The organism is Neorhizobium alkalisoli (assembly GCF_007829835.1).
Classification (GTDB): domain Bacteria; phylum Pseudomonadota; class Alphaproteobacteria; order Rhizobiales; family Rhizobiaceae; genus Neorhizobium.
Genome location: NZ_VIWP01000002.1, coordinates 617228 through 630548 on the forward strand (window position 1 = coordinate 617228; position 13321 = coordinate 630548).

The window sequence follows — 13321 nt, forward strand, 5'->3', positions numbered from 1 at the left end:
TATTTACGGGGAGAAGGTGGCGGCAGCCGGATGAGGGGCAGCCGCAACCACTAAGCCCCGACTGTTTTCCTGAACACCGCCCGCACCGCCTTCGCCAGCCTCTTCATCTCGCCCTCCAGCGTGCCGATATCCGGGCAATCGCCGATCTTGCAGATACGCTCAACGAGCCCTGCCGGCGCATCCTTCGGATCGAAGGGCGCGTCGAGGCAGAGGCGCGTGATCTGGGCATATTCGGAGAAGAGATGCAGCGCCTCAAGGCAGATGGCGAGATCATCAGGCGCCAGCTGCGGCGTGCCGATGGCCTGAAGTGTTTCCGCCGTGCTGGAGCCATAGGTAGACGGTGGGACACCCTTTGCCGGGGCGACGAGGCTCAGATATTGAGCAATAAACTCGATATCGACGAGACCGCCCGGTATCAGCTTCACATCCCAGATATCGCGCGGCGGCTTTTCCTTTTCGATCAGGGCCCGCATCTCGCGGACGTCAGCTGCGATCTTTTGCGGATCGGATTTTTCCGAGAGCACGTCCGAGATCAGCGCCTCCGCCTCGGCCGAAAGGCTCTCATCGCCGCAGATGAGGCGCGCCCTTGTCAGCGCCATATGCTCCCAGGTCCATGCCTCTTCGCGCTGGTACTTGCCGAAGGCGCCGATACGGGTGGCGACCGGGCCCTTGTTGCCGGAGGGGCGCAGGCGCAGGTCGACCTCGAACAACACGCCTTCCGCCGTTGGTGCAGAGAGAGCCGCGATCAGCCGCTGCGTCAACCGCGTAAAATAACGCTGCGCATCGAGCGGCTTTGCGCCATCGCTCTCGAATGCCGTGTCGTCATAATCGTAGAGGAGGATCAGGTCGACGTCGGAATCGGCGGTCAGCTCGAAACTGCCGAGCTTGCCCATGCCGAGCAGCGCCACACGTCCGCCCGGATAGGTGCCATGCGCCTCGGTCACCTCATCCAGCACGGCATCGAGCGCCGCGCCGATCAGGATATCGGCGAGATGGGTGAAGGCACGGCCGGCCTCCTCGCCTGAAATCGCGCCGGTCAGCAGGCGCACGCCGATCAAAAAACGCTGTTCGGCGGAGAAGATGCGCAAGCGGTCCAGCCGCTCCTCATAATAACGGGCGCCGTTCAGGAAGGTGGCGAGGCGTGCGGAGAGATAGTCGCGGGTCGGCAGTTGCGACAGGAGGCCGGGATCCAGCATGCCGTCAAAGATATGCGGCTTGGCCGCGACGCTATCGGCAAGTCTTGGCGCCGAGGACATGATGGTGACGATCAGCGACAGAAGCGCCGGGTTGTTGCCGATCAGCGAAAACAGCTGGATGCCGGCAGGGAGTGCCTTCAGGAAACTGTCGAAGCGTAGCAGGGCTTCGTCGGCACGCCGGCTTTCGCCAAAGGCTTTCAGCAGCGCCGGCATCAGTTCGGTCAGCCGTTCACGCGCCTCGATCGACTGGGTGGCGCGGTAGCGACCATTGTGCCAGGTGCGGATCAGCCGCGACATGTCGGCGGGGCGGGAGAAACCGAGATCAGCCAGCGTCTTCAGCGTATCGGGATCATCCTTCTGGCCGGTGAAGACGAGATTGCCGATGTCGCCGGAAAGCTTTTCCTCCTGCTCGAACAGTCTCGAATAGCGCTTTTCGACCAACCGCAGCACATTCTCGAGCTTTTCGGAAAAGGTGCGCTGGTCGGCAAAACCCAACATCAGGGCGATGCGTTTCAGTTCCGCATCAGTGTCCGGCAGGCGATGGGTCTGTTCGTCATGCACCATCTGGATCCGGTGCTCGACATCGCGCAGGAACCAGTAGGCCTCCGTCAGTTCGATGGCGATCTCGGGGCGGATCCATTTCGCCTCGGCAAGTGCATTGAGCGCTATCTCAGTCTCGCGCGCCCGAAGGGCGGGCATGCGACCACCGGCGATCAGCTGCTGGGTCTGGGCAAAGAATTCGATTTCGCGAATGCCGCCTCGGCCGAGCTTGACGTCATGGCCCTTGATGGCAATCGAGCCATGCCCCTTGTGGACGTGGATCTGCCGCTTGATCGAATGGATGTCGGCGATGGCCGCATAGTCCAGATATTTGCGGAAGACGAAGGGCGTCATCTGGCGCAAGAACTCTTCGCCGGCCGCGAGATCGCCGGCCACCGGCCGCGCCTTGATATAGGCGGCCCGCTCCCAGTTCTGCCCCCTGCCCTCGTAATAGATCAGCGCCGCATCGACCGAGACGGCAAGCGGTGTCGAGCCGGGATCGGGGCGCAGGCGCAGGTCGGTGCGGAAGACATAACCGTCCGCCGTCCTGTCCTGCAGGATGCGGATCAGCCGGCGCATCATCCGGCCAAAAGTTTCCGAGGCATCGAGAGGATCGGCGAGAATCCCCGCTTCCGGCTCGTAGAAAACGACGATGTCGATATCGGAGGAATAGTTGAGCTCGCGGCCGCCGAGCTTGCCCATGCCGAGCACAATCAGGCCGGAGTTCTTGGCCGGTTCGGCCGGATCGACGAGCTTCAGCTTGCCGGACTGGTGGGCGGCGAGAAGCAGATGATCGATCGCGGAGGCCGTGCAGGCGGAGGCGAAATCGCTCAGCCAACTTGTCGTCTCGGCGGCGGAAAAGATGCGTGCAAGATCGGCAAGTGCTGCGGTCAGCGAAAAGGCGCGCTTGGCATATCGAAGCGTCGCCATCACCTCGCTCTCGGAGGGCACGGCACCGCCGTCTGACGGCCGCCAGGCGTTGCGGGCGGTTTCGATCAGGCCGGACAGAACGGTTTCCACGGGGTCTGCAAGGGCGTCCGCCAGCAGTTTGGGAGAGATGGTCGCCATATCGCGCAGGAAGGGCGAGAGGGAAAAGGCGGCGGCGAGGAAATCCCGCAGCGCCGGGTAATCCGCAAGAATTTTGGCGATGTCCGGCTCCGACTTGCCGATCTCCTTCAAAGCGGCTAGCGCCGCCTTGGCTTCCGTCTGGTTCAGCGGACGGATGGTTTCCGCCTCGACGGCATCGAGGCGTCGTTCGGGCTGCATTGTATCTGTACTGGTCATCGCATTCCTCCCTTCGCTGCAATCCTTCCCAAAGGGAATAGCTGCAGGCGGCGGGCGCGCTCATGGACCGGTGTTCACCCCGGCTCGCATCGCCCGTCGCATCCGCACATTCGAATGTCAACGGAGCCGGGTCAAGCCGGGCAAGATGCCTGAAACGGACCTGTCTTGCCGAAACCTCTTCTTCAGAGAGCGTACCGGCACAGCGGGATCCGCCATTGACGAATGCGAAGAAAGCGCGATTTAATTGGCATCCCATCTATCTGGATGTCGATCCGACTCCGCCGCCCGCACACCATTCCAATCTGTCTTCATCAGGCAAGCGCTCTCGGTTGCGGGAGAGCGGCGTCGATCAATGAATTATCTATCGGGAGTGACCATGAGTTCCACGGATATCCAGCTTCTCGTGACCGCCGTCGGCGGCGTCGTTTTCCTTGTCGCGCTGATCGTGTCCCGCATCCGGCTGCATCCGCTGCTCGCTTTGCTGATCACTTCGATCGCCGTCGGCCTTGTGGCCGGCATGCCGGTGGACAAGCTGATCAAGTCGATCGAGGCGGGCGCCGGTGGCACGCTCGGCGCAGTCGGCCTTGTCGTTGCGCTCGGCGCGATGCTCGGAAAAATCCTTGCAGATGGCGGCGTGACGGAAGGCATTTCGGAAACGATCATCCGCAAGACGCCGACACGGCTTTTGCCCTGGGCCATGGCCGGTGCCGCCTTCATCATCGGCATTCCGATGTTTTTTGAAGTCGGTCTCGTCGTGCTCCTGCCGCTGATCTTCAGCGTCGCCCGCAAGCTGGATGCACAATCCAGCGTTCGCGGCTCCGCCTATGTCTATGTCGGTGTTCCGGTCATTGCGGCACTTGCCTCAATGCATGGCATGGTGCCGCCGCATCCCGGCCCGCTGACGGCGATCGCCTCGCTGAAGACGAGCATCGGCCCGACCATGCTCTACGGCTTCATTGCTGCGATCCCGGCCATCATTCTCGGCGGCCCGATCTATGGCGCCTTCATCACGCCGCGGCTTAAGGTCAAGCCGGATCAGGCGCTGATCGACCAGTTCGCATCGACCGGCTCGAAAGTGACCGATCCTTCGCATGTGCCGCCCGGCCTCGGCATTTCGCTGCTGACGGCGCTTCTGCCGGCCGTGCTGATGCTGCTCAACGCCATTGCCGAACTTGCCTTCGACAAGGGTTCTGTGATCGTCAGGATCACCGGTTTTCTCGGTGATCCGGCGATTGCCATGCTGATCGGCGTGCTGTTTGCGGCGTGGATCCTGATCTATGCACGCGGCGGCGTTTCCGAGGAATTGCGCAATTCGATGTCGGCCAGCGTCAAGCCGATCGCCAATGTGCTCTTGATCATCGCCGGCGGCGGCGCCTTCCAGCATGTGCTTACGGATGCGAAGGTCGGCGATGCGATCATGCATCTCAGCCAGCAGTTCTCGCTGTCGCCGATCCTGCTCGGCTGGTTCATCTCGATGCTTCTGTCGGTCTCGACCGGTTCCGCCACCGTCGGCATTGTCGGCGCCTCGGGGCTTCTCGCACCGCTTGCCGGCGCAGACGCGCTGAACGTGCCGCTTCTGGCGCTGTCGATCGGCTGTGGCTCGCTCTTCTTCAACTATGCTAACCATGCCGGCTTCTGGCTGGTGAAGGAGAGCTTTGGCATGTCGATGGGGGAAGCCACCGCGACGATCTCGGTCATCCAGTCGATCGTCTCAGTGGTCGGATTGATCATGGTCCTGCTGATGAATCTTCTGCCGCCGCTGGTGTAGTGCAAGGCGAAATCGCCCCTCATCCGGCTGCGTCCTTCGGACCCTTCTCCTCGCCTGCGGGGAGAAGGGTATGCCGAAACCACTCGCTCCCCATTCCAGGCCTATTGGGGCAAGTCCCCTCTCCCCGCCTGCGGGGAGAGGGCTAGGGTGAGGGGCAAGACGCTACAATGAACCCAATTCAGGGTTTTGGCACCGGAAACACCATCGTCACCGTTAGCCCCGGTGACTCCACCCTCGCCTCGTCGGTGGCCGAGAGTTCCAGCGTGCCGCCATGCAGTTCCATGACAGCCTCGACCAGTGACAGGCCAAGCCCGGTGCCCGGTTTGGAGCGGCTTTCATCCAGGCGCACAAAGCGCTTTGTCACTTCGCCACGCTTCTCGGCCGGAACGCCGGGGCCGTTGTCGCAGACCGACAGGCGGACAGCACCATCGGCCGTTTCCAGCCGCACGCCGATCTGCGGCGGGCCGCTGCCCTCGGCGGCGTATTTGATGGCATTGTCGAGCAGGTTGAAAATCGCCTGTCCGATCAGTTCGCGATTGCCGTTGACCTTGAGATTGGCGGCGATCTCCGTCGTCAGCGTCAGGCCCGCTTCCTCCGCCGCCGGCTCATAGAGCTCGGCGCTGTCAGCGGAAATGACCGAAAGATCGACTTCCGTCATCTCGGCGGCAATCGAACCCGCCTCAACACGGGAAATCATCAGAAGGGCGTTGAAGGTGCGGATCAGCTGGTCGGATTCGGCAATGATGCCTTCAAGCGCTGCCCGGCGCAGGTCGTCGCTGTCTTCCGCAATCGCGTCCGCCGCCTTGTTGCGCAGCCGTGTCAGCGGCGTCTTCAGGTCATGGGCGATATTGTCGGAGACCTGGCGCAGGCCTTCGTTCAGTTTTTCGATGCGGCCGAGCATGGCGTTGAGCGAATCCGACAGGCGGTCGAACTCGTCGCCGGAGCGGCCGACGGGCAGCCGCTGCGAGAGGTCGCCGGCCATGATCTTCTGACTTGCGGCCGACATCCGGTCGATGCGTTTGAGCGCATTGCGGCCGATGCCGAACCAGATGACCAGCGCGCCGAGACCCATGATCGCCAGCGCCACCATCAGCGCCTGACGCACGATATAACGGAAGCGGCTCGGATCACCGAGATCGCGGCCGATCATGATCCGCATGCCATTATCGAGCTGCAGGACATTGGCCGTGGCGAGATGGAAACGCGGGGTGCCCTGTTCGGAAAAGGGCTCGTAGCGGAAGGGAATATCCGTCCAGCCTTCCTCGTTCAGAACACCCGGCTGTACCGAGGCAACGTTACCGGCAAGGATTTCGCCGTTCGGCCCGGCGATCACGTAAAGATTGGCACCCGGCTGGCGGGCGCGCCTTTCCATGATCCGCAGGAGAAGGTTGATGCCACCCCGCTCGTATGCGCGCTGGATATCCGTCACCTCTTCCTGCACGGCCTGACGGGTCTGCTGCGCCAGAAGGCGCTCCGACATGGCGGTGACGTAAAAGACGAGAAAAGCGGCGCAGAGCGCGAAAAGCAGGATGTAGAGGGCCGACAGCCTGACGGCCGTCGAACGGAACATCAGCCGGGACCGCCGGACGGCGCGGGAAAACAACGGATGTTACCCCTCGTCCTTGATCATGTAGCCGGCGCCGCGAATGGTCTTTAACAGCGGCTTGTCGAAATCCTTCTCGATCTTCGAGCGAAGGCGCGACACATGCACGTCGATGACATTGGTCTGAGGATCGAAATGATAATCCCAGACGTTTTCGAGCAGCATGGTGCGGGTCACGACCTGGCCGGCATTCTTCATCAGATATTCGAGCAGACGGAATTCACGCGGCTGCAGCAGGATTTCCTTGCCGGCCCGCTTCACCTCATGGGACAGACGGTCTAGTTCGAGATCGCCGACACGATAGGCCATGTCCTGCTCCGGCGTGCCCTTGCGGCGGCCCAGAACTTCGACACGCGCCAGAAGCTCGGAAAAGGCATAGGGTTTCGGCAGGTAATCATCGCCGCCGGCGCGCAGGCCGGTCACGCGGTCATCCACCTGGCCGAGGGCCGAGAGGATGAGGACGGGCGCGTTGACGCCACGCTTGCGCAACTCGCTGATGACCGAAAGGCCATCGCGGCGCGGCAGCATGCGGTCGATCACCATGACGTCATAGGCGTTTTCGGAGCCCATGAAGAGACCGCTTTCGCCGTCGCTTGCATGGTCGACAACGATGCCAGCCTCACGAAAGGCTTTCGTCATGTAGGCAGCCGCCTCGAGATCGTCTTCAATCACCAGAATCTTCATGTGGGGAACAATAGCGTCTACGGCCATTTTCGCGCCAGTAGATTCGTCTGGCGTTTTGGACGAAGCCGGGGAATTTGGGGATATCGTCTGCATGGCATCCTCTCCTCAAAGCAGAAGGGCGCCGGCCGTTGCCGGCGGCGCCCCTTCATGAAGGCAGCTGGGAGATCAGCCTTCGTTGATCGGCAGCGCGATGAAGCGGCTGGAACCGTCCGCCTCGACCTGGAACAGCGCGCGGGTGCGGCCGTCCTTGCGGGCCTGCTCGATGACCTTGCCGACTTCGCTGGCAGAGGTGACCTTGCGGTTATTAACCGAGATGATCTTCTCGCCGGTCTTCAGGCCGCGGGCAGCAGCTTCCGAATCCGGGTCGACATCGGTGACGGCGAGGCCCGAACCGTCATCGGACGGCGAGACGGTGATGCCGAGCGAGGCGAGCGCCTTGGAGCTCGACGGAGCCGGCGTCTCGGACGGACGGCTGTTGTCATTGGAAGCCGTATCGTCGCTTGCCATGTTGCCGAGCATGACCGGAATGGTCTGCTGCTTGCCATCACGCCACAGATCGACATCGACCTTGGTGTTCGGGCCGAAGGCGGCAACGCGCTTGGCGAGGTCACGGGCATCCTTGACCGTAGCGCCGTTGACGGCGGTGATGACGTCACCTTCCTTGATACCGGCCTTCTGGCCCGGCGAGCCTTCCTGCGGGGCGACAACAAGGGCGCCCGAGGCTTCCTTCAGGCCGAGCGAGTCGGCGATATCCTTGGTGACAGGCTGGATCTGCACGCCGAGCCAGCCGCGGGCCACCTTGCCGTCCTTCATCAGGTCGGCAATGACGTCCTTGGCGGTCGAGGCCGGAATGGCGAAGGCGATACCGACATTGCCGCCCGACGGCGAGAAGATCGCGGTGTTGATGCCGACGACCTGACCATTGAGGTCGAAGGTCGGGCCACCCGAGTTACCGCGATTCACGGCAGCGTCCACCTGGATGTAATCGTCATAGGGGCCAGAGCCAATGTCGCGGCCACGGGCCGAAACGATACCGGCGGTGACGGTGCCGCCGAGGCCGAACGGGTTGCCAACGGCGACGACCCAGTCACCGACACGGACCTTGCTGTCATCAGCAAAGGAGACATAGGTGAACTTGCGGGCCGGCGCATCGACCTTCAGAAGCGCCAGATCGGTGCGGCTGTCCTTGCCGACCAGCTTGGCATCGAGCTCGGTGCCGTCGCTGAGAACGACCGTATAGGCCTGACCGTCGGAAACGACGTGATTGTTTGTGACGATGTAGCCATCTTCGGAAATGAAGAAACCGGAACCCTGGGCGGTCGGACGCAGGTGGTGCGGACGCGGGCCATTCTTGTCGGCGCGGTCCTGATTGCGGTTCTGGCCGCCCTGACCGTTCGGGCCCATCTGGCCGCCGAATTCACGGAAGAAACGCTTCAGCGGGTGATCATCGGGAAGCTGGTCGAAACCGCGGCCACCGAAGGAGAAGGTGTTGCCACCGTCATTGTCGGCAACCTGCTGCTCGTCGGACTGAACCTTGACGGAGACAACGGCGGGGGAAACGGCCGAAACGACATCGGCAAAGCTCGGGGCCTGCGGGGCGTTGACGCTCACCGGCGCGGCATAGGAAGACATGATCTGGGCAGGAATGCCGGTCGAAAGCATGACGGCCGCAAGGCCGGCGACGGTCGAGGTTTTCAGGACCGTTTTCAGGGAGGGACGTCCAATCGTGCGCATGTGTGGCTACCTTCTTCTCTTCTGTCACTCTTGCATGCCGGACCATGCCGGCTGCGTTTGATGACCAAGATATAGGAGCCGTCACGTTAACTGGAGGTGGCGAGCGAATGAAATGTTCGTAATGTTGGAAAAACCCGACTATTTGCCGAGCAGATCGTCGATCCGTGCCTTCTCTTCGGCACTCAAGGCAGCAACTGAACGCTGGCTCGGGCGGGTGCGGATGAAAATGACGAGCGCCAGAATACCGATCAGGAGTGCTGCGATCGGCATGACCCAGAGAATCACCGTCTTCGCACTGAAACGCGGATTGAGCAGCGCGAACTCGCCGTAACGCGACACGACATAATCCAGCACCTGGCCGTCGCTGTCGCCATCTGTCAGCCGCTCGCGCACAAGAACGCGCAGGTCGCGGGCGAGATCGGCATTCGAGTCATCGATGGACTGGTTCTGGCAGACCATGCAGCGCAGCTGCGCCGAGATTTCCCGGGCTCGATGTTCGAGAGCCGGGTCTTTCAGCATCTCGTCGGGATTGACGGCGAAGGCCGGGATGGGGACGAGGATAAACAGGATGAGAAGAAGCCTGCTGACGAAGCCCCTCATCCGGCTGCCGCCACCTTCTCCCCGCGCGCGCGGAGAAGGGAACAAGCCGCATGCTCCCAGACCCAATTGAGGCATGTCCCCTCTCCCCGCTAGCGGGGAGAGGGCTAGGGTGAGGGGCAATTTCCGGGAACGACCCATCATTCCGCCGGCTCCATGACCGGCTTCGCAGCCTTGACGGCTTTAGCCTTGCGGTTCGGCGCGCCGACGCGCAGGCGGCGGTCGGAGAGCGAGACGAAGCCACCGAACATCATAACAAGCGCACCGCCCCAGATGCAGAGGATGAAAGGTTTCCACCAGATGCGTACGACCATGCCACCGCCATCGATCGGGTCACCGAGCGAGACATAAAGCTGGCTGAGGGCCATCGTCAGAATGCCGGCCTCGGTGGTCGGCATGCGGCGGGCGGTATAAAGGCGCTTTGAGGACCAGACGTCGGAGATGACGGCGCCACCCTCACGGACCGTAAAATGGGCGCGCTGCTCGGTATAGTTCGGGCCGGCCGCATCCTTCATGCCGTCGAACGTCACCTGGTAACCGCCGGCATTGACGGTCGCGCCCTGTTTCATGTCAACGACCGTTTCGGTGCCGAACGTGGTTGCGGCAAAGATGCCGAGAACGGTGACGCCGAGGCCGAAATGGGCGATGGCCGTGCCAAAGGCCGAGCGTGGCAGGCCGGCAAGACGGCGGAACGCCACGGAAAATTTCAGCTTGCCGAAATTGCCGCGATACCAGAGATCGGCGATCGCGCCGAACATGCCCCAGAAGCCGAGGGCAAGGCCGAAGATCGACAGGATCGGACCGCCGCCCTTCAGGTAAGCGAAGACGAAGCCGGCGGCGAGTGCGAGCGCCGCAAAGACGTAGATGCGCTGCAGCGCGCCCAAAAGATCGCCGCGCTTCCAGGCGAGCATCGGTCCGAAGGGAACGGCGATCAGGAGCGGCAGCATCAGCAGGCCGAAGGTCATGTTGAAGAAAGGCGCGCCGACCGAAATCTTTTCACCGGTCAGGGTTTCGAGAACCAGCGGATAGAGCGTGCCGGTCAGGACGGTCGCGGTCGCCACCGTCAGGATCAGGTTGTTCAGCACCAGCCCGCCTTCGCGCGAGATCGGCGCGAACAGGCCGCCTGCCTTCAGCATCGGCGCCCGCCAGGCGAACAACGAAAACGCACCGCCGATGAAAAGCGCCAGAATGCAGAGGATGAAGATGCCGCGGGTCGGATCGGTCGCGAAGGAATGGACCGAGGTCAGCACGCCGGAACGCACGAGGAAGGTGCCGAGCAGCGACAGCGAGAAGGTCATGATGGCGAGAAGCACCGTCCAGATCTTCAGCGCCTCGCGCTTTTCCATGACGAGCGCCGAATGCAGCAGCGCCGTGCCGGCGAGCCAGGGCATGAAAGAGGCGTTTTCGACCGGATCCCAGAACCACCAGCCGCCCCAGCCGAGTTCGTAATAGGCCCAGTAAGAACCCATGGCGATGCCGGCGGTGAGAAAGGTCCAGGCGGCAAGCGTCCAGGGACGCACCCAGCGCGCCCAGGCGGCATCGATACGGCCTTCGATCAGGGCCGCGACGGCAAAGGAGAAACAGACGGAGAAGCCGACATAACCGAGATAGAGAAGCGGCGGATGCACGGCGAGACCCAGATCCTGCAGGACCGGGTTGAGATCCTGACCTTCCGCGGGCGCCGGATTGAGGCGGAGGAAGGGGTTGGAGGTGAGGAGAATGAAGAACAGGAAGGCCGAGGCGATCCAAGCCTGCACGCCGAGCACGTTGGCCTTCAACGTTTCCGGCAGGTTTCGACCGAAGACGGCGACCAGCGCGGAAAACAGCGTCAGGATCAGCAGCCAGAGCATCATCGAGCCTTCGTGATTGCCCCAGACGCCGGAATATTTGTAGATCAGCGGCATCATCGAATGGGAGTTTTCCCAGACGTTGTTGACCGAGAAATCCGAGACGACATAGGCCCAGGTCAGCGCGCCGAAGGACAGTGCCACCAGCAGGAACAGGGCGATAGAACCGGTCGTGCCGAGCGTCATCAGCGCGACATCGCCGCGGCGCGCGCCGATCATGGGCAGGATCGAGACGATCAGCGCCGTCGCCAGCGCCAGAACGAGCGCGTAATGGCCGAGTTCGACGATCATTGTTTTATCACTCCCTGCCCGTCAGCCTTATTCGTGCCCTGGGCCATGCCCTTGCCGCTACCGTCTTCCCAGACACCGTCCTTCTTCAGGCGGTCGGCGACTTCCTTGGGCATGTATTTCTCGTCATGCTTGGCAAGCACGCTGTCGGCGACGAACTTGTGGCTGACGTCAAAGGCACCTTCGGTGACGACGCCCTGCCCTTCGCGAAACAGGTCGGGCAGGATGCCGGTATAGGTGACGGGCACATTACCGGTGCCATCGGTGACCGTGAAGCTGACCGTCGATCCCTGCCCGCGCTTGACGGAGCCTTCGGCGACGAGACCGCCGAGACGGATGCGCGTGCCGGGCTGGACATCGGTCTTGGCGAGATCGGCCGGCATGAAGAAATAGGCGACCGATTGCGAGAAGGCGAACATGACAAGGAGCACGGCGACCATGATGAAGCTCATGCCGCCGAGAATGACCGTCAGGCGTTTCTGTTTACGGGTCACTGCTTTGCTCCTTCGGCAGGGTTTTGCACCTGCGCGGTCAGTCCGACTTCTCCAGCCAAAGCGAGAAGCTGGCTTTTGCCGTTTGCATCGGCGGAAAACTGCACCAGTCCCTGGTTCAGTGCTTCGCCCGCCTTGTCCTTTTCACCGAGCACGGCATAGGAACGCACCAGCCGCAGCCATCCGTCAAGATTGTTGGGTTCTTCCTTGAGGCGCGCTGCGAGACTGTCGACCATACCGCGGATCATCTGCTGACGATCGCCCTGCGACAGGTTTTCGGCCGCCGCGACATCCTCCTGGCTCGGACCGCCCGGCGCACGGCCGGCCCCCGACCCATTTTCAGGGGCGGCAGCGGCCAGCGGAGCACCGCCATTCTTGGCAATGTGCTGGCTGAGAAGCGGCATCCAGGGTGCGTCGGCGGGGGAGTTTTTCGCAATATCCTCGAAGGCGGCCAGGGCCTCGGGCGCCTTGCCGGCCTGTTCGAGGCCGAGCGCAACATAGAAACGGGCGCGAGTATCATCCGGCTCCAACTTTAGCGCCGCTTCGAACGAGGTACGCGCATCTTCGGTAATCACACCATCGCTCAGCGTCATCAGCGCTTCGCCGAGCCCGGTCAGGCGGGCAGCGCTCGGGCCGATCAGGCGGATCGCGTTGCGATAGGCAAGCTCCGCATCGCCGGGGCGCTGCATGCGCATATAGATCGGCCCCAGCAGATCCCAGCCGGCGCCATCGGACGGGTTTTCGGCGAGATGCCGTTCGGCCTTCGTCACCAGAAGCGCAATATCATTGCCCGGCGCGGCGAGGCGCGCTTCGAGCGGCTGATCCGGAAGTCCCGGACTGCCGAGCATGATGTAAAGACAGAGCCCGATGGCAGGAGGAAGAATGGTGACGATCGCCGTCGCCAGCCCATGTTTGCGCCGGGTCGACCCGGCCTGCACTTCGCCATCCTTCAAAGCGGCTGCGGCAAGAAGCCGGCGGCCAACCTCGGCGCGCGCGTATTCCGCCTGCTCGGCTTCGATCAGGCCCTGCTCGCGGTCCCGCTCGATTTCCTTCAGCTGGTCGCGGTAAACTTCGATATCGCCCGCATGACCACTCGCATGGCCCTCTCCCGCCGCGATCGCGTTGCCGCGCAAAAGGGGGATAAGCAGGGCCGCAGCGACGGCGGCCGTCAGAAACGCAAGGAGGATCCACAACATCATCCCCGCCCAATACTCCAAGCGGGAGAGCTTTCCAATCGCTCAGAAATTGTTAACGCGAATTTGAGGCGCCGTGGGGCGATTTACCGCCGG

The 13321-nt window shown here is 62.6% G+C and carries 9 protein-coding genes; 1 reads left to right on the top strand and 8 read right to left on the bottom strand.

The features are described 5' to 3' along the window. Nucleotides 1–50 precede the first annotated feature (50 nt). Nucleotides 51–3020: a bifunctional [glutamine synthetase] adenylyltransferase/[glutamine synthetase]-adenylyl-L-tyrosine phosphorylase gene (locus tag FHW37_RS08790; protein ID WP_145635105.1), complete on the bottom strand. Its 2970-nt coding sequence runs from the start codon at nt 3018–3020 to the stop codon at nt 51–53. A 376-nt stretch (nt 3021–3396) separates the two neighbouring features. Here FHW37_RS08790 and FHW37_RS08795 point away from each other — a divergent pair, with 376 nt between their 5' ends. Further along, nucleotides 3397–4788, top strand: coding sequence for a GntP family permease (locus FHW37_RS08795; protein ID WP_145635107.1), 1392 nt, complete (start codon nt 3397–3399; stop codon nt 4786–4788). A 178-nt stretch (nt 4789–4966) separates the two neighbouring features. Here FHW37_RS08795 and FHW37_RS08800 read toward each other — a convergent pair whose 3' ends face one another. From FHW37_RS08800 to ccmI, 7 genes are all read right to left on the bottom strand, one after another. Beyond that, nucleotides 4967–6358, bottom strand: coding sequence for a sensor histidine kinase (locus FHW37_RS08800; protein ID WP_145635109.1), 1392 nt, complete (start codon nt 6356–6358; stop codon nt 4967–4969). A 39-nt stretch (nt 6359–6397) separates the two neighbouring features. Beyond that, a complete protein-coding gene (locus FHW37_RS08805) occupies nt 6398–7102 on the bottom strand; it encodes a response regulator transcription factor (RefSeq protein ID WP_281407242.1) in 705 nt (234 codons plus the stop codon). 138 nt (nt 7103–7240) lie between these two features. Further along, nucleotides 7241–8809: a Do family serine endopeptidase gene (locus FHW37_RS08810; protein WP_145635111.1), complete on the bottom strand. Its 1569-nt coding sequence runs from the start codon at nt 8807–8809 to the stop codon at nt 7241–7243. A gap of 138 nt (nt 8810–8947) precedes the next feature. Further along, on the bottom strand, nt 8948–9409 hold the full coding sequence (locus FHW37_RS08815; RefSeq protein ID WP_145635113.1) for a cytochrome c-type biogenesis protein: 462 nt from the start codon (nt 9407–9409) through the stop codon (nt 8948–8950). Nucleotides 9410–9546: 137 nt separating this feature from the next. Next, the gene (locus tag FHW37_RS08820) at nt 9547–11544 is read right to left on the bottom strand and encodes a heme lyase CcmF/NrfE family subunit (RefSeq protein ID WP_145635116.1); all 1998 of its coding nucleotides are present in this window, start codon (nt 11542–11544) and stop codon (nt 9547–9549) included. Continuing rightward, nucleotides 11541–12035, bottom strand: a complete 495-nt coding sequence (gene ccmE, locus FHW37_RS08825; RefSeq protein ID WP_145635119.1) for a cytochrome c maturation protein CcmE — start codon at nt 12033–12035, stop codon at nt 11541–11543. The genes FHW37_RS08820 and ccmE overlap by 4 nt, the downstream gene beginning before the upstream one ends. Then, entirely contained in the window at nt 12032–13231 is a 1200-nt protein-coding gene (gene ccmI / locus FHW37_RS08830; RefSeq protein ID WP_145635121.1) for a c-type cytochrome biogenesis protein CcmI, read from the bottom strand. Before ccmI ends, ccmE begins: the two co-directional genes overlap by 4 nt. Nucleotides 13232–13321: the final 90 nt, after the last annotated feature.

What these genes read in the sequence shown, in the direction of transcription:
- FHW37_RS08815 (WP_145635113.1), bottom strand. Translation starts at nt 9,409, where the DNA reads ATGAGGGGCTTCGTCAGCAGGCTTCTTCTCATCCTGTTTATCCTCGTC.
- FHW37_RS08795 (WP_145635107.1), top strand. Translation starts at nt 3,397, where the DNA reads ATGAGTTCCACGGATATCCAGCTTCTCGTGACCGCCGTCGGCGGCGTC.
- FHW37_RS08800 (WP_145635109.1), bottom strand. Translation starts at nt 6,358, where the DNA reads ATGTTCCGTTCGACGGCCGTCAGGCTGTCGGCCCTCTACATCCTGCTT.
- FHW37_RS08820 (WP_145635116.1), bottom strand. Translation starts at nt 11,544, where the DNA reads ATGATCGTCGAACTCGGCCATTACGCGCTCGTTCTGGCGCTGGCGACG.
- ccmI (WP_145635121.1), bottom strand. Translation starts at nt 13,231, where the DNA reads ATGATGTTGTGGATCCTCCTTGCGTTTCTGACGGCCGCCGTCGCTGCG.
- FHW37_RS08810 (WP_145635111.1), bottom strand. Translation starts at nt 8,809, where the DNA reads ATGCGCACGATTGGACGTCCCTCCCTGAAAACGGTCCTGAAAACCTCG.
- FHW37_RS08805 (WP_281407242.1), bottom strand. Translation starts at nt 7,102, where the DNA reads ATGGCCGTAGACGCTATTGTTCCCCACATGAAGATTCTGGTGATTGAA.
- FHW37_RS08790 (WP_145635105.1), bottom strand. Translation starts at nt 3,020, where the DNA reads ATGACCAGTACAGATACAATGCAGCCCGAACGACGCCTCGATGCCGTC.